The 22474-nt window shown below is 57.7% G+C and carries 16 protein-coding genes; 12 read left to right on the top strand and 4 right to left on the bottom strand.

What is annotated here, in order from left to right:
* Positions 1–36 precede the first annotated feature (36 nt).
* Together PLJ71_14205 and PLJ71_14200 are read right to left on the bottom strand one after the other, a co-directional pair.
* Positions 37–1134: a type IV pilus twitching motility protein PilT gene (locus tag PLJ71_14205; GenBank protein HQM49837.1), complete on the bottom strand. Its 1098-nt coding sequence runs from the start codon at positions 1132–1134 to the stop codon at positions 37–39.
* A gap of 367 nt (positions 1135–1501) precedes the next feature.
* Entirely contained in the window at positions 1502–2719 is a 1218-nt protein-coding gene (locus PLJ71_14200; protein ID HQM49836.1) for a DegT/DnrJ/EryC1/StrS family aminotransferase, read from the bottom strand.
* A 369-nt stretch (positions 2720–3088) separates the two neighbouring features.
* On the opposite strand from PLJ71_14200, the gene PLJ71_14195 reads away from it, so the two are divergent.
* The 7 genes from PLJ71_14195 (at position 3089) to PLJ71_14165 (ending at position 10121) form a co-directional block, all read left to right on the top strand.
* The gene (locus PLJ71_14195; GenBank protein ID HQM49835.1) at positions 3089–3214 is read left to right on the top strand and encodes a hypothetical protein; all 126 of its coding nucleotides are present in this window, start codon (positions 3089–3091) and stop codon (positions 3212–3214) included.
* A gap of 470 nt (positions 3215–3684) precedes the next feature.
* Positions 3685–4617, top strand: a complete 933-nt coding sequence (locus PLJ71_14190) for a branched-chain amino acid transaminase (protein HQM49834.1) — start codon at positions 3685–3687, stop codon at positions 4615–4617.
* A gap of 37 nt (positions 4618–4654) precedes the next feature.
* Positions 4655–5320 (top strand): class II aldolase/adducin family protein, encoded by a 666-nt coding sequence (locus PLJ71_14185; protein ID HQM49833.1) that lies wholly within the window; start codon positions 4655–4657, stop codon positions 5318–5320.
* Between the two features lie 718 nt (positions 5321–6038).
* A complete protein-coding gene (locus PLJ71_14180) occupies positions 6039–6698 on the top strand; it encodes a hypothetical protein (protein ID HQM49832.1) in 660 nt (219 codons plus the stop codon).
* A 402-nt stretch (positions 6699–7100) separates the two neighbouring features.
* Positions 7101–7499, top strand: a complete 399-nt coding sequence (locus PLJ71_14175) for a hypothetical protein (GenBank protein ID HQM49831.1) — start codon at positions 7101–7103, stop codon at positions 7497–7499.
* 72 nt (positions 7500–7571) lie between these two features.
* Positions 7572–8906, top strand: a complete 1335-nt coding sequence (locus PLJ71_14170; GenBank protein HQM49830.1) for a hypothetical protein — start codon at positions 7572–7574, stop codon at positions 8904–8906.
* A gap of 27 nt (positions 8907–8933) precedes the next feature.
* Entirely contained in the window at positions 8934–10121 is a 1188-nt protein-coding gene (locus tag PLJ71_14165) for an MFS transporter (GenBank protein HQM49829.1), read from the top strand.
* 716 nt (positions 10122–10837) lie between these two features.
* Here the strand turns inward: PLJ71_14165 and PLJ71_14160 are convergent.
* A complete protein-coding gene (locus tag PLJ71_14160) occupies positions 10838–12130 on the bottom strand; it encodes a radical SAM protein (GenBank protein HQM49828.1) in 1293 nt (430 codons plus the stop codon).
* A 33-nt stretch (positions 12131–12163) separates the two neighbouring features.
* Entirely contained in the window at positions 12164–13123 is a 960-nt protein-coding gene (locus PLJ71_14155) for a radical SAM protein (GenBank protein ID HQM49827.1), read from the bottom strand.
* 351 nt (positions 13124–13474) lie between these two features.
* Here PLJ71_14155 and PLJ71_14150 point away from each other — a divergent pair, with 351 nt between their 5' ends.
* From PLJ71_14150 to PLJ71_14130, 5 genes are all read left to right on the top strand, one after another.
* Positions 13475–14161, top strand: a complete 687-nt coding sequence (locus tag PLJ71_14150; protein ID HQM49826.1) for a TetR/AcrR family transcriptional regulator — start codon at positions 13475–13477, stop codon at positions 14159–14161.
* 68 nt (positions 14162–14229) lie between these two features.
* Positions 14230–15261, top strand: a complete 1032-nt coding sequence (locus PLJ71_14145; protein ID HQM49825.1) for an efflux RND transporter periplasmic adaptor subunit — start codon at positions 14230–14232, stop codon at positions 15259–15261.
* Complete coding sequence (locus PLJ71_14140) at positions 15258–18434, top strand: efflux RND transporter permease subunit (protein ID HQM49824.1); 3177 nt, start codon at positions 15258–15260, stop codon at positions 18432–18434. The genes PLJ71_14145 and PLJ71_14140 overlap by 4 nt, the downstream gene beginning before the upstream one ends.
* Positions 18435–18437: 3 nt before the next feature.
* Entirely contained in the window at positions 18438–19937 is a 1500-nt protein-coding gene (locus tag PLJ71_14135) for a hypothetical protein (protein ID HQM49823.1), read from the top strand.
* A 95-nt stretch (positions 19938–20032) separates the two neighbouring features.
* Positions 20033–22474: hypothetical protein (locus PLJ71_14130; GenBank protein HQM49822.1), on the top strand; the 2442-nt coding region annotated here is incomplete at its 3' end.

Below are 22474 nucleotides of genomic sequence, written 5' to 3'. Positions count from 1 at the left end.
CACGACGGTCTGTCATGGGCGCCTTCTTTGTGGCGCTTACCGGCGGATGATGCCGCCGCGGCCCTGGCTGAGCGTGATTCCCTGAAGGTTCATGGCCAGCTCATCGGGGTTATCCGAGGCCGTCATGCCCTGCTCTTCGGTGACGAGTCCCCGCTTGATAAGGTCGTAGAGACTCATGTTGAAAGTCTGCATCCCGTCTTCTCTTCCGCCCGCGACCACGTTGGGAATCTGCCGCACGTTATTTTCTTTGATCAACTGTGCGATAGCCGGGTTATTGAACATGACCTCGACCGCTGGGACGCGGCCGACGCCGTCGGCGCTCGGGAGCAAGCGCTGCGCAATGCAGGCGCGCAGTTGCAGGGATAACTGGGACCTGATCTGGGTGTGCTGATTCGACGGAAAGAGGTCGACGATGCGGTCCACAGTGAGCATGGCGTTGGTGGTGTGAAGGGTGCTGAATACAAGGTGCCCCGTTTCGGCGGCCGCCATGGCCGCCTGAAAGGTCTCGGCGTCACGCATCTCGCCGATCAGGATAACATCGGGATCTTCACGCATGACGGCCCGCAACGCCGTATGGAAGTCATGCGTGTCGATGTGCATCTCCCGCTGGGTAACAATGCTCTTTTTGTTCGAGTGAAGGAACTCGATGGGATCCTCAATCGTGACGATGTGGAGCCTGCGTTCCGTGTTGATTTTGTCGATGATGGCGGCAAGCGTAGTCGACTTACCGCTCCCGGTGGTTCCCGTTATCAGGACGAGACCCCGGTGCATTTGCGCCAGTTTCTCGATCGCAGGGGGGAGATTCAGTTCGTCGAAACTGGGGATCTTGGCCTTCACGTGACGCATCACAATGCCGACTGAATTTCGCTGCTTGAGAACGTTGACGCGGAACCGGCCCAGCCCAGGGAAGCTGAGGGCCTGGTCGGAATCCCCTGTGCGCAAGAACCGCTCCTTATCCTCCGGCATCATGATTTCGTCGAGAAACCCGAGGTTGTCGTCATTGGTAATTGGGTCTTCGCCGACGAACCGGATGATGCCGTCCAGGCGTATTGCCGGCGGGCTCCCTACCGTCAGGTGCACGTCCGAAGCGCCGTGTTTTACGGCATATGTCAGAATCTTCTGAAGTGAAGGCATTGCAAATTTCCTCTCTTCCCCGTCAATCCGGGCTGAATGCTCCCTGTTCGGAAGGGTTTCCCGCGCTGTTATCACACCAAAACCCGATGTTTGGCGCGAGGCCTTTGGGAAAAAGCAGCGGGTCGAAAAGGCCACCCGTCACAGCCAACTTAACTATATCAGAAGTCCCGGCTTCGGGGCAAAGCAACGGATGGACGTCAACCCTCTTTCCTGCCAACGTTTTCGCTCTCCAGCCATGGCCAGGGATAGCCACAAATGGAACAGCGACGCTCCCGCGCAGGGTATTCATACCGGCAGTGAGGACACGTCACCGTTCGTGCAGGCGTCTCGGGAGTCTCTGTCCCGTTTTCCGGTGCTGGGTTGGTTTTCACGCCCGTTTCAGGGCCTCCGCGTGTTTTTTGACTTTGGCGAAGATGGCGACGATGTCCCGCATATCTTCTTCCGAACCCAGGAGAGCCGAGTGGCCGATCCAGATCCCGCTGCGCGTGCAGATGTCGCGCGCGACGGGACACTCCTGTTTCGAGTAGTCAGGCGCGTCTTTGGCGTTCTTTATAGATGGCTGTTCGTAGAGCGGAATGGCATACCCTTCACTGATGAGGGGCAATCCTTCCGCCCGAGCGGCTTCGATCATCTTGTCTCGAGAAACGCCGAACGTTTCGGGGTCAATCCTCAGGCAATACAGGTGATAGGCTCTGCGCGTCATACGGCTGTCGCCCGGTTGGGGGGTAAGCCCCTCGATCTTGGCCAGTTCTTTGTTCAAAATGGCCGCATTCTTTTCCCGGGTGAGCGTTTGCATTTCGAGCCGCGCGATCTGTGCGCTCAAGATCGCCCCCTGAAACTCGGTCAGGCGCGCATTGGTCCCGAGGTTGGGATGGGAGTACCACGCTCCTCCTTTGGACCGTCCGCAGTTCGTGATAGACCGGCAGAGCTCAGCCAATTCCTCGTCATCGCTCAGGATCGCGCCGCCTTCCGCCGCATTGATATTCTTTGACGCCTGGAAACTGAAGATGCCGGCCTTACCGAGCGCGCCCGTGCCTTTTCCCTTCCATTTGCCGCCCCAGGAATGGCAGGCATCCTCGAGCACCAACAGCCCTCGTTTGGCGGCGATAGCGTTAATGCGGTCCATGTCACAAACGCGGCCGCCCAGATGCACGGGCATGATGGCCTTGGTGCGGCGCGTTATGGCCGCTTCTATAAGATTGGGGTCCATGCACCATGAGTCGTCAATATCCACGAATATGGGCACGCCGCCTTTGCGCACCACCATGCTTGCCGTTGCGTAGAACGTGTAAGGCGGAACAATTACTTCGTCGCCGGGTTCTAACCCGATAGCTTGAAGGAGGACCTCTCCTGCCGTGGTGCCGCTCGTCGCGGTCACACAGTACGCCGCATCCTGAAACGCCGCGAATTCCCCCTCGAAGCGCTTCACGCGTTCTCCATACCACCATTTGCCGCTGTCGAACACCTCGAGCAGCGCCTGGCGTTCGGTGTCATCGAAAACCGGCCACGAGGGCCATGTCTTGTCGACGCCTCGCACGGGGGTTCCGCCCAGCAAGGCAAGTCCCGAAGAGGTCATGGATGTCATCGCGTTCCTCCTGCAAATAGCGGTTGGCCATGTTACGGTATTCTTCTTTTCATGGTACCCGGTTAGTCTAGCCTTTTAGAAGGGCATTTTAAAAGTTTCAGCGATGGGCGCAGGGCCGCACAGGCGCCTTTTGAGGGCCCCTCAATATTTCTTGACAGGGCTTCGCATAAAGTGATAATGTCTTTGCCATGGTAGTGGAAGGCATGCAATAGGGGGAGGAGGAGGGGAAAGGTATGCGGCTATTGCACGTGCCTGCGAACGAGGAACCTCCGGCAGCGTTCCAGAGTGTGTAATGTCTGGCGTTGCCGATTGTAGCGTGATATGTCTGGGTGAGTAGTGTTTAGCGTTGGGGAAGAAGGAGAAAGTACCATGGATAGTCTGATTAATTTCGCGGAGTGCTTCGTTAACAGCTTGATCGGCAGCCTTTTCTTGTTCGTGAACACCATTCTCAAGCCGTTCGGGATTTCCTTTGACGCTCCGGTCATCGATTTCTGATTTTGGTGGGTAGACGCCGAAGGCGTCTTGGTATCTCTGTTCCCTCCTGGGGCCTTAGTGCGCCTTCAGGAGGGGACTCTATTTTTGAGCCGGTTCGCGCGCACGGACCGTTTAGGATGCGCCTGCTTGTTCACCGCGGATAGAACCGCCGCTTCCGCACAAAAGGTCACGCGCGGGTCAGACGGCGCAAGCATGCGCGGCGGCAGCAGGGGGACGATACTATGAGTAGGGGCCGCGCGCGCGTTTATTGACCGGGGGGGCGCGTATTTGCATCCTGGCGGCCTGACGGGCGATACTTAAGGGCGTTCCGCATACGTAAGCTGATGAACACGTTGGGGGACACCCCACCAGCTCGCCACACGTGCGCATGGATTCGGGTCAATCAAGCGTGGCCTCGTATGTGCGTTCAAAAGGTAACCCGAACCATGAAGATTCATATGTATCTGGTGTAGATACGCGGGAGAAATGACATGAGCAAGTTGATGGAGCCCGGGCAATTTGTCTATTTCGAAGGCCGCTATGTGCCGGTTGAGGAGGCCAAAGTCAGCGTTATGACGCATAGCTTCAACTATGGCACCGGTCTCTTTGAAGGAATTCGCGGCTACTATTCGCCGGGCGAGGATAACGTGTTGATTTTCCGGTTGGCGGACCATATTGACCGCATGGTTCGGAACTTCAACATCATGTGCATGGAGGTCCCGGAAACCCCCGACGATATGTCGCGGATTTGCGTCGAATTGGTGAAGCGGAGCAAATTCCGGGAAGGCGTCTATATTCGTCCTATCTGCTACAAGAGCGAATTATCTCTGGGGCCTCGTCTGAGCGGCATAGAGAGCCGCCTATGCTGCTACGTAATCAAGCTGGGCGAGTATTGCGACATTGAATCCGGACTGGACGTGGTTGTCTCCTCTTGGCGGCGTCTTTCGGACAACGCAATTCCCAGCCGTGCCAAGAGTGTCGGAAGTTACGTGAATTCGTCGCTGGCCGCGACCGAAGCGAAGCAGGCCGGTTTTGATGAGGCAATCTTCTTGCGCCAGGACGGAAGCGTCGCGGAAGGCAGCGCGATGAATATGTTCATTGTCATGAATGGCCAGTTGATTACAACGCCGCCGACCGCGGACATCCTTGTGGGAGTCACCCGGAACACCGTAATCGAATTGGCGCGCAACGAACTGGGCATCGATGTGGTGGAACGGCCAATAGCCCGAACCGAGCTGTACGTCTGCGATGAGGTGTTTTTCTGCGGCACGGGGGCGCAGGTAGCGCCGGTGAGGTCGGTGGACCGGCGTCTCATTGGCGGCGGGAAGCCCGGGCCGATTTCGCGCAAGCTTCAAGAACTCTATTTCCAGGTGGTCATGGGCAAGGTAGACAAATACCGGTCGTGGTGCACTCCCGTGTACTGATCCCCGGCGCTGCCCGGGTTTCCCCGAAAGAGGACTGATGGAAAACGAAAGGGCGTTGCGCGAAGCGATCTGCAATGTCGGACGCCGTTTGTGGGAAAAGGGCTTCGTGGCCGCCACGGACGGAAACATCAGCGTCCGCCTTTCCGACGAACGCTTCTTGTGTACGCCGAGCGGGGTCTCGAAAGGCTTCATGGCGCCGAATGACTTGATCGTCGCGGATGCCTCCGGGAACAAGGTATCGGGACAGGGCGGCGTCACGTCCGAGTTTCGAACTCATCTGGCTGCGTATGAAGAGCGCGAGGATATCCGAGCCGTCGTTCACGCCCATCCCCCGAAGGCTATAGCGGCATCGCTGGCCGGATTGTCTCTGGCGGAACCCGTCTTGCCCGAATTGCTCCTTACGCTTGGGGGTATTCCGACGGCGGAATACGCTACTCCGGCTACGGGGGAGGGGGGAGAGGCTATTCGGAAATTGATCCGGATATGCGACGCCGTGCTCATCGAGAAACATGGTTCTCTTACCGTTGGCCGGGATGTTCTTGATGCCTACCACAAGCTTGAGAAAATCGAGCACGCGGCTGAGATTCTTCTCTGGGCGAACCTGCTGGGCAGACCGGAACCCCTTTCCAGCAGTGAGATTACGGCGCTGCACCGCATTCAAAGCGTGTACGCGCCAGGAACCCGCCTATTCAAGCCCGAATAGGCAGTCTCTGCGCCCAGCCCCGAAGATTCCCCGCCTGGAAAGGACTGTCTCGCCGTGGCGGCATGATCCTTGACTCGGAGCGGGAGCTTTGACACCATTCTCTTGGAAGCGCTCTTGTTTGCAGGCAAACTAGGACCAGGGACTGCAGATCGTTTACACTAGTAATGAAACGAAGTCTCTTGGGCATTTCTTGCGGGATAGATAGACGCGCGGACGCGGCGCTTGCATACACCTCGTGTGTGCGCTATGCTGCATAAGGAGTGGTGAGGGCCAAGAACCAGGGAGCTATGTTTTGGCAGGCCGGGAACAGAATAGACAAGATAAGACGCGGATCTGCCCGTTTTGCCGGATGGAAATCAGCGTCTTTGCCACGAAGTGTTTTCATTGTGGCGAGCGTGTTGATCCTCCGAGAACAGACCAACGGCATTTTTCGATGGAGGACCTGGGGGGACGGCGCACAACCAAGTATGCACCTTCCGAGAGCGTGATGGCGGCACTCGAGACGTTTCGGGCCGAACTCATCGGGGACATCCAAAGTGACAAGGAGGGTGCAGCTGGGGGGCAGGCGGGCCACTCCGGAGAGCGAAATAATGCTCCGGCGCCGCCCGAGTCCGGTCTGCCGTCTTTGGACGAGCATAGCCGGGCGTTAGCATCACTTCATGAGGAATCGAGGCCGACGGGGGCCTTCGCGCAGCCATATGCGCAACCGGGGTCTTCCTTGTCAAAGCGGCTGGGTACCGTCCTTGCCATTCTGATCGTGCTGGCTGTGCTCGCGGTGGGCGGGTTCGGGCTGTATAGGATGCAGGCCGGTGAGGAGCAGGAGCCTGCTGTTGTCACCATGCAAGTATCGCCCCCCAATCGGGCCCCCCAGCTCCTCGAGGAAGGTAAGCTCTTGGAAGCCTTGAGTGCGGCGCGCGAAGCCATCGGATTGGATGCGAGCGAGAAGAACAAGGCTATCCAGAAGGAAGTGTGCGATGCGATCGCCGCGAAGGCCGAAGAGCACTTGAACGCCGAGCCCTGGCATCCGGAAGATCTTGTTCGTGCGCGTGAACTTACGTCACAGGCAGCGATTATTGACCCGGACCAGTCGCTTCTAGAGCTCGAAGAGAAAGTGAAGCAGGAAGAATATGCCTATGGCATGATGCTCGTGCGGCCCGAGCCGGAGCGCGGAGGCGGAACGGCCAAGTTTCGGTTGAACGCGCTGTCGGAAGCTGCCCAGGAGGCCGGGGACAAGTTTGTCACGGTAGAAACCGGCGAAAAGTTCGCGGGCAGGTTTCGGCTAATCCAAGTGGGGCGCAGTGAAGCTGTGGTGGAGGACCTGCTCCGGAACCGCCGGATCGCATACTACGTCTCGGGGAACTACGCCCCGGCGGAGTAGCCGCGGGCAGGACCGTGTCATCGGTGTCTCGCAAGGCTTGTGGTGTCTTTTCTTTCGCGTGTGGTATGATACGCGGCAAACGTGCCGAGGAGGGGAAGCGTGCCGCCATTCGGGCAGCCGGGGCGGCCTGTCATACGGCGAAGGAGCGGGCCGGTGTACAAACAACCCGTATATCGATACCGAATCATGTGTGCACTTGGAATAGCTGTGGCGGTAAGCCTGTCTGGGTGCAGTCTTTTTCGGGGGAAGGGCACGGTGGATTCTGAGGGGCCTCCTTCCGGGGCGTCTGCTCTGGAAGGGCAGCAGGCCTCTGCGGAATCTCAGGAAGAAAGACTACGCAAGACCGTTGAGGAACATGTGACAACCGAGTCGCGGGTAACGTCCCCGGAAGAGGCTCCTGTTGTGAAGCGCGCTCCATACTTCCTGAAGGAGTATTCCGAATACCCGAAGAGCGTTAGCGACATGCAAGTGAGCATTCGGGAAACGGGATCGCGCATGGCTCCCGAGGTTGCCGATGTGACGCTGTCAAAACAACGTTACGTCACGGAAATGCACCGGAAGAAGGATGATGCGCGGGAAGACTCCAACTTCTATCGGGAAACAGGGAAAGAGACTCTGACCTATCAGTGGCGCAACAACCGGTGGGTGCAGGTCGCCAGCCTGTTTGTTGTTGAGTTGAAAGAAGAGCGCACCGGTGGAGAGTGGCAGGCCGTGGAGCCGAAGTTGAAGGAAGAGACCGTTCTGCCGGAAGAGGACGAGGGGATTTTCAAGCGGGTGTTTGGCAGCATTTTCGGCCGATAACAGCCTGGCCATCGACGTGCAGAGGCTCACGGCATGCGCCCGCCTTTCAACGGTCTCCCGATGGAAACGCGAGTGAAGATGGACACTAACCCGGGGGGCAACGTGGACCGGTCCCATGAAGCTAACGTAGTTCTTATCATCAACATTTTCATTTACACGACCGTGATTGTATTTGTCCTGTTCGGCACTTTTGCGCCGTCGGTCGCGATGCAAGACCTTGCACTCAGCCGTTTGGCGACCATATACAGTCTGACCGAACACGGGACGTTCTACCTCGACTCTCCGGGTGCGAAGGACGACAACCCTTTTGCTTCCCATACCATCGACAAAGTGATGGCGAAGGGCCGCCTGCTTTCCAGCAAACCACCTGTCCTCCCCCTGATGATGACAGGGGAGTATATGCTTCTCCGGAGTGTTTTCGGGTTGGAGTTGCGGAACGATTCCGACTGCGCGGTGGTCGTCCGTGTCTTGACGTTGACCTTTTGCGGCATCCCCTTTATTTTGACGGTGTTTCTTTTCGACCGCACCATTTCCCTGTTCTCCGTCGACCCTCTGATACGTTGCGCCATGACACTTTTCCTAGCCTTTGGGACCCAGCTTTGGGGATACAGCCTCATGGTTAACAATCACATCCCCGCGACCTTCTGCCTGATGCTATGCATTTACCTCTCGTTGGGTCTCATCTATGAGAAATGCAGGCCGTCGTCGTGGCGGTTTGCGGTGTTTGGAGCGGCGGCGGGGCTGGTATTGACCATCGATATGCCGGTAGCGATTTGGCCGGCTATTGCCGGGTTGTGCCTCGTTTACCATTTCCCCCGGAAAACGCTGCTATGGGGTGTGCTGGCGGCTGCGGTGCCCGTGGCGGTGCACGCGGGCGTTATGTTGCAGGTGACAGGGAGCCCTTTGCCAGTCCAGATGCATCCGGAAATGTACTTGTACGAGAATAGCTATTGGAGGCACCCAAGAGGCATCGACGGGCTGAATGAGCCTAAAGGCACCTATCTGTTTCATATGACCTTTGGCCGGCGTGGCATTTTTACTCTGTATCCGGTCCTCATTGCCGGCTTGTTGAGTCCCTTACGGTATTTGCTGGGCAGAGGTCTCCGCTACCACCGCCCGATTCTCGCCGGGGCGCTCGGTTTGATGATTCTGACGGCGTACTACTGTCTCCAGACGAACGACTATGGCGGCGTGACGTATGGGTTCCGGTGGCTCATTGCCGCGATGCCGGTATTACTATTGATGGGGGTGCCCATCTACGAGAAGCTGCGCGCCCGTTGGAAATGGATCTTTGTAGGGCTTATGTTCGGGATTTCGTTCTTTTCGGCATGGCAAGCCACCAGGGGCACGTTCTATACCGGGCAGGAATGGCCGTGTCAGATTCTGGGACCCAATGCTCCCGGCTGATCCCGAGTGATAACGGAATCACCTCAAGTGAAACGCCTCTCTTCGCTTCAGTTGTTCTTCTTCGCTGAGGTCTTCATGGCCGCGTCGATGGGAATCAACGAGTCGATTTTCAACAATTACTTATCGGATACTTTTCATATGACGGCGGAAGCGCGTGGGGGGCTCGAGTTTCCCCGCGAGCTGCCCGGATTCCTGGTGGTTGTGTTTGCGGGGGTCCTTGGAGCGGTTCCTTTGACGCGGCTGGGCGCCCTCGCCGCGATAACGTTTGCGGTGGGAACGGCCGGCCTCGCGCTTGCCGGCAACTCCTACCTCTTCATGATTGCCACAATGCTGGTCTGCAGCGCCGGGATGCACCTCGTCACCCCCGTATCGCATTCCCTCGTGATCGCCATGAGCGAAGAGAACCGGCGAGGATTCCGGCTTGGGCAACTGGGAGGGATAGGGACGTTGGGCATGATCATGGGGACAGGGTTTGTGTGGTTAACCTTCGACCGGGATGCCCCTCAGTATATGGTGGGGTTCTTCTGTGCGGCGGCAGGCGCTGTCCTTGTGTCGGCCATCTACACGCGGCTGAGGGTGCCGGGAATCCACTATAAACGGTCTTTTCTGGTGGTGCGCCGGAAGTTCTGGCTCTATTACCTGTTGGAGTTTCTATTCGGGGCCCGCAAACAAATCTTCATCACCTTTGGGCCATGGGTCCTGATACATGTATACGGCCTGACGCCGGTGGACATCGCGTTTCTGTTGATGCTTGCGGCCTGTATCGGATTGTTGTTCAAGCCGCTGGCAGGATGGATGATGGACCGCTGGGGCGAACGTGTCGTAATGGTTGGCGATGGGTTCGTGCTTTCCGCTGTATGCCTGGGTTACGGGTATGCGGGAGGATTTCCCGGCGGACCTGCCGTCGCATTGGCGATTGCAGGCGCGTGTTATATTCTCGACAACCTGCTTTTTGCCTTAAGCACCGGGCGGACGGTGTATATATCGCGCCTGGCGTCATCGTCGGCTGAGTTGACGGGCACGTTGTCGCTGGGCGTCACAATAAACCATAGCGCCTCGATGGTCATCCCCTTCTGGGCGGGGCTTATGTGGAAGACGATGGGTTACCAAATGGTATTCACCTTCGCCGCCGTGTTGGCGCTCGGAATCTCGGGGTTCTCCTGGCTTGTTCCTGGCAAACGGTCGCGCGCGCTGCTTGGGGGACAGAGTGTCTAGAGGTGAGGGAGAAGGCCCGGATTGCTGCGCGCATCGCCCTGCGATTCGGTTGGACTGGCGAGGGCGCGGGACCCACACAGAGAACGGCCCCGTACGAACATGAGCGCCGGTGGGAGGAAAACCAGGAGCGGGGGCCAATTTCGATAGCCTTAGTAGACCGGCCTGTCCGATTCGTACGGCTGCAGGTCAAGCTCTGGCCGAGACGAATCTAACTATCGCCCACAGCTACATGCAAAAGGGGCCGGTCATCACCGTTCGGCTCCTGTCCCGTATGTGGGAATGGACGCAAGAAATGCGTGCTTCGGCAAGCGGAATTCACGGTTCGGCAGCCCACGGCGGTCTTTGGCCGGGAAGACCGGCTGGAGACGACAGGGCGGAGCGATTGTGGGCTGACGATGTTTGAGGCCTTCATCAGGTTTGGGGTCTTTTCAACTTGACTGTTATAAAGGCGCGTGTTTACGGTTGCTGATTGCATATAGAGTGGAACCTGCATGCAACGAAGGTACACGGGTCGGCGAGTGTGCTGGTCGGTCTCGGTTGCTCCAATTCGTTCTTGCAGGAGCGGGTCGAGCCGGAGCGGCTCGTCTGCCCACGGCGCGTACGGGTCCGCACATGAATATGGTGCGAAACCATTGAGGCCCTGCACAATTCCTCGCAAGTGCAGAGTAAGGCTTTGGCGAGGACGTCCTGTTGCTACTGGGCGAGTCCTTGTTCATCTACAGGACTACCTTTTCCGGCCATGGATCGCGTTTGGATGTGCCCCACAGCTTGCTGATGTAATCAATGGACAGGATGTCTTCCCATGCGTGGAGCCAGAACGAGCCCCTGTCTGTAAGCACAATCTGTTCACCGTCGTCGCGGAGGAAACCGAGGAGTCTGAAGAGTCTCAGATACTCGCCGTACGCGGTGTCGATGTTCTCGCCGAACCTCTCCTGATAATCGGATTTCCTGAACTTGGTCTCATAGATTCGCCAGTATAGCCATCCCGCTCGCTGCATTCTCTCGGACAGGTCGAGTGACAGCGCGATGGCCGTCCCACGTTCATCGATTGCCTTCACGTACTCGGCCGCGTCGAAGGTGTTCAGATAGAACACGTCCTTGAGATAAGACCCGCCGCTCGCGCCCAAACCCACGTAAAGTGGCACCGTCACCGAACAGTACCTGGGCACTCCGCGCCGAGTGAACGCCCACACTGAACTTCTTTCGTACCCCGCCTGATAGAAGATCCTCTCGAGAATGGCCAGCATTCTTCGTCTCTTGAGGCTGGGGAGGATTCCGTGATTCCGTGCGTTGCCGTTTTTCCCAAAGGGAGTATAAGGAAAACGGAACAGAGGGTAGGCGGCAACCTGCTGAACGCCCAACGCCACCAACTCATACCCGGTCTCTTCGATCTCACTGTAGGTCTGGCCAGGAAGGGCGAACATGACGTCCGCATTCACGCATTTGAACCCGTATTTGACCGCTCGGCCTACCACCTCTTTGACTTCCTTGGCCGTGTAGGGCCGGCACAAGGTTGTGAGATGCTTCTCCAGCAGGGATTCGACGCCGATGCTCAGATGTTGCACGCCCATGGTCTTGATCACGTTCAGATTGGCGGCGCTCAGGTGATTGGGGTGGCTTTCCATGTGGATGTCGCATTGCAGATTGAAGTCGTCACGCATGTGCCTGACCAGATCGACCAGGCCGGCATGAAGCATGGTGGTTGGGGTCCCGCCGCCTATGTAGACGGACGTAATGGCCTTGTCGCCTAAGATCTCAGCGTACGCGTCCATTTCCTTTTTGACGGCATGGACATATCCCTCCGCAAGGTTGCGACGATATATCTGTTTGTTATAGGGGCAATACGGGCATATCTGCTCGCAGAATGGGATATGAAGATACAAGCCGATTGTTTTAATACTCTCGAGCTTTGCCCTGAGTTCCTCGCGAGACGGGATCCTCTTCTTGAGAAGGACTTCCCGCTCTCCGGTGAAACTTCTAAGGAGAACCTGTCGAATTAGATGTTCCATGTTGTCCTCCCCGCTTCACCAAGCGGCCACCGTTCAAAAATACTTGAGAGCGCTGAATATGGCCGACGGCTTCATCTTCAACGTCTGATCGATCTCTGCGTAACTGAGGTATCCGCAATCGCGGCATAGCTCGGGGTCGCCCGCGTACCTGCAACATTCATAGACGACGCCCTTTTCATATACGGAGCAAACGTCCAGCGGCCGCCTCCAATCGTTTCTCGAAGCCGAGAGCAGTCCCGCCCGAGAGTTTAAAATCCTGTATCTTCTGCGAAGACTCAGCAGCGCTTGCAGGATGCGGCGTTTTTCGTCGGTGTCGATATGGAGGCCGTCGTGTCCGTAGTACGCCGTATGGAAGTAGAAGAACACTGCTCGGATTTGCTTGATGCGGTGCACGTATTCACAGAACGCGTCAATCTCGTCTTTGTTGCGGCTGTTGATCGTGTAGTTAATGAATAGAGACGGATGCCCCGAGCCCTGAATGTTGCCCATGATACGGTCGAAGGATTCTCCACGAAGCGCGTCATGGGTCTCTCGAAGGCCATCTACACTGACAAACACCGTGTCGGCGGAGGTCCGGATGGGGAACGTGCCGTTGGTGTAGATGACGACCGTCAAGAACCCGAGCTGATGAGCGTAGTCAACGACATCATCGAGGCCGTTCTGCCCGTCATGCCAGAGAAACGGTTCGCCGCCTTCAAGATATAGGCAACGGCCCCCTTCGCGGTAAAAGGCGTCTATCGCCGCGACGACTTCCGCGAAATCCAGGTCCCGATGGCCGCGATCTGTCACTCTGCAATGCTCACATCGTAGATTGCACCGGTTTGTGAGTACCAGCCCACGAATCAGTGGCGCAGTCTTTCCAAGGAAATGATGTTGAAGGATGTATCCCAAACCGTACAAGGACGCTTTCACAGCGGCACGCCGCGCTTGTGGCGTCTTGTTTCCGTGTTGCGAGGCGCCCTCTTCACTCCGCGTTTTCCGGTCGGATGACATCTACGGCGGACTCCCTTCGAGCATCATAGCACGCCCTTTGTGCCTTGATATGCCTACATACGGAAGGAATGTTTTTCTTGTAAGCAAACAGCATACCTTCATTGTTCATGCCGAGCTTGCTTCCAGTAAGCCCTTACGGTTTTTTATTTGATTCTTCAGGCCAGGTTGGTATGTTTTGCGCCGTTGGCCCCGAAGAATCCCAGCTAATTGGGATTCAGGAATCGGATGGTGGAGTAACCAGTTCCGGAGGAACCCACCCGTCGATTTGGTGGGGGATTTTGTGCTGGACTTTCTTTGGGAAGGCAAGTACAATTGTAGGGAGTTGTCTAACGAACGGTAGGTCAGAAGCCGATGGGGAAAGCACAACAAAAGTCGCGAGCGTGTCATGTCAACGATGCCGAAGCGCGTCTTCTTAAGAGCGCCCTAAGTCTTTTTTCTAGAAAGGGTTACGAGGGGGCTAGTGTTCGCGAAATCATCGAGGAGGCCGGTGTAACCAGGCCGGTTCTCTACTATTATTTCAAGAACAAAGAAGACCTCTTCCGGCAATTGGTACGTAAATGCTTGACAGAGCTGGTTGCGGAAAGTGACAGAATTCTTGGTCAAGTAGAAGGGTGCAAGGCCTGTCTCGAGCAGTTGATTTGCAGTGCGTTTGAGCGCGCAGAACGGAATCTGGATGAAGTGCGGCTGCTGATTCACGTGATTTTCAAACCTCCTGGCCAAGTGCCCAATATGCTTGACGAACCATTGCTTGATGCGTGGTTTTCATGTTTGGTGAAAGTAATGAAAGAGGGTCTCGAGACGGGCGAGTTGACAAGAGGGGAACCGGAAGCGCTGGCCCTCGCTTTTAACGCGCTGATGGACTTTCACATGATGGTGAAGTCGCGCTTTCCCGCCGTTACGCTTGCACCGGAATTGGGCAAGGCCTTAGTTGACCTTTTCTTGCACGGGGCCGGCTCTCGTGAAGCAGGGCGGCTTCCGTTGTTGAAACCGTATGAACATGAGCTTTATAGCTATAGCGAATTTTGCGGAGCCGAGTGACACTTATGAACCAGAGTGAACGTAGATTCGGTCGCACGCTGTTGAGCGTCCTGATATGTCTTGGAATCATGGCTGCTGTCGCGGCCGTCGTGGTGGTTGCCATCAAAGTGGCGCCATCCGAGGCCAAGACGCAAGCGAACGGGGCGCAGCAGCGCGTTCCCCAGGTGAGCGTTCGCGTGCTGAAAAGCGAGACGGTCGAGGACCGGCTGGTGCTTACGGGCAGCGTGCAGCCCTGGGAAGAGGTGGTCCTGAGCTCGGAGGTCCGCGGGAAGATCGAATGGAAGGGCGTTGAGCAGGGTGACGCAGTGCAAACGGGCCAGGAACTCTATCGCGTAGATACACTATCAATTCGAGCGCGTCTTCAACAGGCTCAGGCGCAGCATAAACTGTCGCTGCAGGAGCTCGAACGCATCGACCGGCTCGCCAAGAGTGGGGCGGGAACGCCTCAAAGCCTGGATGGCGCCGTTGCGAATCGTGATGTGGCGGACTCTTTGCTCCGTATACTTGAGATCGAAGTCGAGAACAGCGTTGTGAAGGCGCCTTTCGATGGTATTGCGGATACCGTTCTGATTGACCAGGATGAGTTTGTTGACGTCGGCACCCCTCTGGTGCGTCTTGTCCAGGTGCACAAGGTGAAGGTCATGTTCGGCATTCCCGAGCGCGACATTCCCCATTTCAAGATCGGCGACAGCGTTCGTGTGCGTATGGACGCCATCGAGGACCGTACCTTCAGCGGCGTGATATACCGAATTGCGACGAGTGCCGACATGAGCACGCACACCTTCAAGGCGGAAGTGGAAGTCGATAACGCCGAAGGCCTCCTGAAACCCGGCATGATCGCCCGGGGCGCCTTTGTGCGTGAGACCTATCCCGACTCGCTCATGATACCGCTGTTTACGGCAATTCTGCTGGATGATCAACGCGTGGCCTTTATTGAAAAAGACGGGATTGCCGAGCTGCGCCCCATCCAGGTGGGGCTTGTGCAGGGCAGTTCCGTGCAGGTCACCGGGGGCCTGGCGCCGGGCGAGCGCCTGATTGTAAAGGGGCAGTATGAAGCCCGTCCCGGGGAGAAAGTGGACGTCCAGGAAGTCCTTGAATGATCATCAGCAATGTTGCCATAAAACGCAGCACCACGGTTCTTGTATTGTTGGTGCTCATACTTATCGCGGGCGTTTTCAGCTATGTGCGCCTGCCGCGTGAATCCAATCCCGAGGTCGTGATCCCGTACATCACGGTCAACGTGCCATACGAGGGGGTTGCTCCCGAGGATATCGAATCGCTTATCACCATTCCCATCGAGCGGCGTCTCGCGGGTCTCTCCGGCGTGAAAGAGATGAAATCCACAAGCGTGGAGGGACTGTCGTTTATCTTCCTTGAGTTCGAGCCCGACATCGACATTGACGATGCGCTCCAGAAGGTGCGCGACAAGGTCGACCTGGCTGAACCGGACATCCCCGAGGAAGCCGATGATCCGGTTATCAAAGAGATCAACACAGCGGAATTCCCGATCATGATCATGTCGCTTTCGGGGAAGCTGCCGTTGTCCATGCTCGACCAGATAGCCGAAGACATCGAGGACAGAATCGAGACGATCGAAGGGGTGCTCGATGTGGAAGTGATCGGGGGAGTCGAGCGGGAGATCCAGATCGAGGTGGACCCGGAGCGTGTGGCGCAATACGGGATTTCTTTTGGCAATCTTATCAGTGTCGTTGCCCAGGAGAACGTAAACACGCCGGGGGGCACGATGGACCTGGGCGAGGCCAAGTTCCTGATGCGGACGCCCGGGGAGTTTAAGAATCCCGACGATATCAATGATTTGGTGGTGAAGCAGGCGCCCGAAGGCACGGTCTTCTTGAGAGACGTGGCGACGGTACACGATGGGTTTAAGGACATTGAAACCATCTCCCGGCTGAACGGCGAACCGTCGGTTGCATTGACGGTGATCAAACGCTCGGGGGCGAACATCATCCAAATCGCGGACGAGGTCAATGCGGAAATCGCCCAGATGCTCGACGGTCTTCCCAAGGGGCTGACCGTAACGGTGACGTGGAACGAAGCGGATTACATTCGCGACATGGTTTCGGAGCTCGAGAACAGCATTCTGAGCGGGCTGATCCTCGTCCTTGTTGTGATCTTCATGTTTCTGGGATTTTCCAATGCGGTGTCAGTAGCGCTCGCTATGCCGGTTTCCATGTTGATCACTTTCATTGTTCTCTATATGGCGGGTATTACGCTGAATCTAGTCGTGCTGTTCAGTCTGATCCTTGCCCTCGGAATGCTGGTCGACAACGGCATTGTGGTGGTTGAGAACATATACCGCCACCGGCAGGAAGGATTCGGGAAGATAGAGGCCGCCAAGGCGGGCACGGCGGAGGTGGCGTGGCCCATCACGACTTCCACCCTGACCACTGTGGCCGCGTTCCTGCCGCTTTTCTTTTGGCCGGGAATTTTCGGGGAGTTCATGTACTACCTGCCGTACACGGTTATCGTGGCACTCCTCGCTTCGCTTTTTTACGGTCTCGTCGTGAACCCGGCGCTGGCAAGTGTCTTCATGACGGCGCCGGGCAAGAAGGCGCGTCCCGTGCGCGAGCACCGGTTCATGAAGCTTTACGCGGCAGTGTTGCGAACGGCTCTGCGCTGGCGTGCTGTTACCGTAATGCTCTCGGTGGGGCTTCTCGTTACGATCGCTACCGTCTATCTGAGCACGGCTGAAACCATTTTCATGCCCGAGACGGAACCGCCTCAAGCCTATATAGATATTGAATGCGCGGAAGGGACGAATCTCGAGACTTCAAACCTTTACACGCGCCGGATAGAGGAGATGATCGCGCCGTACGCTCCATATATGGAGAGCGTGGTCGCAAACGTGGGCTCGCTGGGGGTAACGCCGGATTCGAGCCATGGGGCAGGAAGTTCGAAAGCCAACCATATCAGCCGAATCTCGCTCGACTTCCCGAAACTCGAATTGTGCCAGAAAATGCCGTCTGAGATACTCCGTGGACTGCGTGAGAGCATCAAGGGACTGAGCGGCGCGGAAATACAGATCGAGCAAATGGAGATGGGGCCTCCGACCGGGCCTCCCATTAACGTCGAAATCAGCGGCGACGATTTCCCAACGCTGGCGCGGCTCGCCCAAGAAGTGAAGCAGCAGATTAAGGATGTTCCTGGGCTGGTCGATCTCCGCGATGACTACAACAAGGGGAAGCCCGAGGTGCGGGTGGTCGTGGATCGCCAGGAGGCATGGCGCATGGGCCTCAGTACCCAGCTCATCGGGCTTACGGTGCAGGCCGCAATCAACGGGAGGAAAGCGGCGGATTTCCGCGAAGGCGACGAAGAATACGACGTTACCGTCCGGTTTCCGAAAGCGTTTCGGGAGAATCTTGCGAACATCAATACGATGAATCTCATCTCGATCGACGGCCGGCGTGTGCCGTTTTCGTCGGTGGCTCGTATCGAGCAGGGGGCGGGGCTGGGTTCCATCAAGCGTATTGACCGCAATCGAACGGTGACGGTTTCCGCGGATGTCCATCCTGACTATAACCAGCAGCGCGTATTGGAAGCTGTGCAGGCCAAACTGGCGGATTTTTCCCTGCCGGCAGACTACCTTATCGACTATACCGGAGAGAACGAGGACATGGAGGAGACGGAGGACTTCCTGATACAGGCATTCGTCGTGGCCGTTTTTCTGATCGCGTTGATCCTGATATCGGAATTCAATTCACTTACTCAGCCGTTCATCATTCTGACGTCGGTCATCTTGTCGCTGGCCGGCGTTTTTCTGGGCCTGTACATCTGCCGTATGCCGTTTGGCATTTTGATGACGGGCGTTGGATGCATCAGCCTGGCTGGGGTAGTGGTCAACAACGCGATCGTGCTGATTGACTATACGAACCAGTTGCGAGAGCGCGGCATGAGTCTCAATGAAGCCATCGTCACCGCGGGCGTGACGCGATTTCGTCCCGTGATGTTGACTGCCGTCACCACTGTTCTCGGGCTTGTGCCTATGGCCATTGGCGTGAGCTTCGATTTTCGGAAGTTGACGTGGATTGTCGGAGGAGAAACGAGCCAGTGGTGGGGTTCGATGGCCGTGGCGGTGATTTTTGGTCTTTCATTCGCTACGTTGTTGACCCTGATTGTTGTGCCGACGCTTTACAGCGCGATGGCGGGGCTTTCGCGTGCAGTAGGCGCGGCAAAGGCCGAACCCAAGCGTTTAGAGCACCCTATGCCTGCGCCTGAAGCCGTCAAGGAGTCGTTGGCGGAAGACCAGGTTTAAGTGATGGTGTACCGCGCCGTATCCCTTGTTGGCGCAGCGCTTCTGGCAGCCGGCGCCGCATTTCTTCTCATTGAGGTGCAAGATGCGCGAACCGAGCCGCTGTTCTTCGGGGAGATGTGGTTACACCAAGGCGTTCCTTCGCGGCTTGTTGTGCGTCCCCGCCCGCCTAAGATGGACGACAGCCCGCATGCACGCTTGAAGATCGTTGAACGGGCGGGAGTCGACCTGTTGCCGTACTATGTGTGGAAACCGCCGCATCTGGAAGATCTTCAGAAAGTCTATGAGGTCGTTGAACTGCCGTTTTCAGTGACGCTGGGCGAAATAACGCTCGAAGAAACCGCTCCCACGGACCCGGAGATAAAGATATCACGAGACGCAGGGGAACAGCGCATACCTTTTGCTCCGGGCACAGCCGTCGTTCTTGGCGGCGAGAGCTTCGTCATGCGCGAAATCCGCGCGTGGGGAGGAATCATTTCCGAACCGGCTGAATCAGGGGGGACCTCTCTGGCGGTTGTGGCGCTGCGGCGAGACCAAGGGGAGTGGGTCGAAGGCATCGTGGCCGAACACGGGGATTGGCTGGAATTGGGAGATGACCTGGTATTCCGGTTCTTGTGGGTGGCATCAGAGGAGGCGGCCCTGCAATCGCTGGGACAAGGCGTACCGGGTATCGAGTCTGCGCGGTGGGGAGTGGAGGAAGACGGCGCCGTGAACTGGTTCGATTCGTTCATCATCGGGACCGGTATTCAGTTGAGCGATGGCACCGAGGTGGTTCTTGCCGAAGTTCGGGAGGGGGGCGTCTCCGGAGGCCAAGGCGAAGCGGCGATTCGGTTCAAAGTGGGCCGGGAAGGAAACGTGAAGGATGTCTGGGTGCCCGCCAACAGCGCAACGGAAGATGGCTTGCTGCGTTTTTCGTACCCGACACGGGCGCGCTTCGTTGTGATGGGGTATTCCTGGCAGGCGGACACCATGCTGGTTGTGCTTTTCGAAAACGGCGCGGAAAAATCCCGCTGGATGCTCGAGCGGGGGCAGGTTCAAGCGCTCGAAGCGGCCCGATGGGAGTTCCGGCTGGATCAGGCGCTGGAATCCGCCGTCTATCTTCCTCAGGCAGAGTCCCCCCTCAAGGAACTGCGCCTCGAGAGCGACACACGAATACTGCGGTTGCGGCAGGAGGAGGTCGTGATCGCCGGCGGTGAATCGGTGGTATTCTCCCCGTCCGTATCAGAGAAGGTGCCGATCTATGTGTTGAACATTGGCTTTCCGGGCGGCAAGAAAGAGACGCTTGGGCTTCACCGGGAAAGCGTGCTGCCTGTCGAAAAATGGTCCATTCAGCAGGCGGCGGGAGCGGAGACATCGGGGAAGTGGGCTACCCTCTATCTTGAGTATGCTGGTATTGCTCCGTCGAAGGTTTGGGGCATGTGGGGCCTAATCGGGGGGGCGGCCGTACTTGTCATGGCGAATGCCGTACGGTTCTCTGCCCGCATGTTGCGGAAGCGCGCGGCCTGATGCTCCGGAGACGGTTTTAGAAGCTCCTCGGGCGCGTGTTATCATTAGGCGCTTTTCAGCCGGAACAGCCGGGAGTGGATACGCAGGAGACGCGCGTGACCGAAGAACCACACAAGCCAGACAGCCAGCCGCCGGCCGGGGTTGCGGAGAGTACGGGCAATACGGAACTGGACAAACGACTGGTGGCGCCAATACTGAAGGGCGTCGAAGGCCTCGATAGAGCCATGGTGTGGGCAGGCTCCTTCCTGATCATTATCGCTGGGCTTATCGCATATTCCGCTGCATTTGCCATTCCCTTCCATGCCGCTGATGAAAGATTCCTCGTCCGGAATGAAGCCTTGCACTCGGTGGCGCGCTGGCCCGAATCACAGGCAGTAGACGCCCTCGCTCCGCTGACTCTTCTTGCCCTGGCGATGAACTGGGAAGTTACCCCTGGGAATGCGGCATCGTTTCATGCTCTTAATGTGCTGTTGCATCTCGTGAACGGCGTATTGGTCTTCCTGGTATGCCGCCGCCTTCTTGGGAACCGGGTCCCCGAAGCGGCGGCGATGCTGTCGGGGGCGGTCTTCGTTCTTCACCCGGCCAATGTCGAGGCAGTGGCATCCCTCGCAGGACGGGCCCAATTGCTTGGCGCGTTCTTTGTGCTCGTGTCTGTTATGTTCTATCTTCGCGCGACTCGCGATCGGAAGGAACTGAGATTGGGGTATCTCGGTCTTGGTCTTGTCGCGTATGCCTGTGCCGTTGGCTCTTGGGGAGGCGCCTGGTGCGGGCCTTTCCTGATCACCGTGATAGAGGCTGTTACGGGCGGATCGGCGCTCTCCTGGAAACGATTCCTTCCGCTGCTCGGGTATCTTGCTGTCCTGGGGCTTATGCTGTCCGCCATGTTGGCCGCTCAAGCCGAGCCATGGGGCGAACTTCGCGCGATGGCCGAAAACTCCGTCGCAGGCGCCGCTGGCGCCGGTCAGGCCGCTTTGCGCGCGGTGTGGCCATTCGGGCTGAGCGTTGCGCCCGTCCCCTGGGAAACCGTCGTGCCTGCCTTGAGCATCTTGGCGGTTCTGTCAGTCCTGGCGGTTTTGGGCGCTGCTTTCGCATTTCGCGGACGCACGGTTGGCGGCGCTTCGGTTGCGTGGTTCGGGTTTGCACTGCTGGGCGGCGCATTGGCTGTGCCGGCGGCGGCGGTCCTCGCCGACAGGATGCTGTACTTGCCGTTGGCGGGCCTCGCGTGGTTCTTGCCGTGGGGATTTGCGAAGCTCCCTCACCACCCAACGATTCGTACGGTCTCGGGCGTGGTTTGTGCCGTGTTGATACTGCTCCTGGGTGTGACGACGTATGCCCGGACTACGATGTGGCAGAGCGAGGTCCTGTTGTGGCGCGACGCGGTTGAAAAAGCGCCCGGTCAGACTCTCCCCAAGGAACGTCTCGGGACCGTGTATGTTCAGACGGCCCGGCAACAATTGGCCATGGAGAAACGTCTGCGGGAAAGTGGTTACGAGACCGAGGCATCCGAGTTGCATGCCAGTGCCATGGAGAACTTCGGTTTCGGACGCGACGTTCTTGGCGCTCTGCCGCCAGAAACGCTTTCGGCGGAGCCGCTCTACTTTTTGGGATTGGCGTGCGCGCAAACGGGAGACGCCGGGGCAGCTGTGGAAAACTTCATGTCATCGTTGCGGAAAGACAGCTCGAATCAGGCATGCGCTCTCGAGATAGCCCATGCAGTGCAGACGAAGGCTTCAGAGACAGATGATCATCAAGGCTTCTTGCGTGCGTTGGACTATTACGAATACGCGAGTGGATTGGGAGAAATCCCCGCTGAAGCATTGGCTTCGTACGCGAGCGTCCTGGCAAGGACGGGGCAGTTCGAGGACGCCGCGCGCACGCTTGCGGCCGCGGCTGAAAAGACTGAGAAAGGCCAAGTCGCGTTCGGCGAGGAATTGAAAGCGGTACAGACGGCGGCGCAGCAAGTCCGGGGTGTGGAGAATAGGGCGCAGGAGCTCGAGGCCGCTGATGCCGGCAGCCGGGAGGCGCGACTCTTGAGAGCTCAATCCCTGGTGGGACGCCGCCGTCCGCTTCAGGCGTCATATCTTCTCGAGAGCGCGCTTGCGGATGATAGCAGCAGTGTTGGCGCGTGGGTCTTGCTCGGGTTTGTCCGGGCAAGAATGGGGCAGGCGCAAGTGTTCTTGTCGGACTGGCCGGCGCCTCCGGGCCCGGCCGAACAACAGGGTGCGTTGTGGGTGCAGTTGGCCCAGATGTGCGCCAGCCAAGGGGACTGGGCGCCGGCAGAAACGTATCTCCTGTCCGCGCCAGCCGGCATGGCGGGCGTGCGGATGCCTCTGCTGTCGCTCGGCGTGTTGTCTCTACAGTTGCGGCAGGCTAAACGCGCTCATGACTACCTCCAGCGCGCTACAGAAGCGTATCCGGGTGAATATGCTCCATGGCTGGCCTTATGCGACCTCTCGATGGCCCAAGGCAACGCCACTGCCTCCCGGCAGTATCTGGCGGAGGCGCAGAAACGAAACGCGCCCGCGGACGAGGTCGCT

It is taken from the genome of Candidatus Hydrogenedentota bacterium, from assembly GCA_035416745.1.
Classification (GTDB): Bacteria; Hydrogenedentota; Hydrogenedentia; order Hydrogenedentales; family SLHB01; genus UBA2224.
The sequence above is the reverse complement of the archived record's forward strand: the minus strand, read 5'-3'. Positions and strand labels throughout refer to the sequence as shown.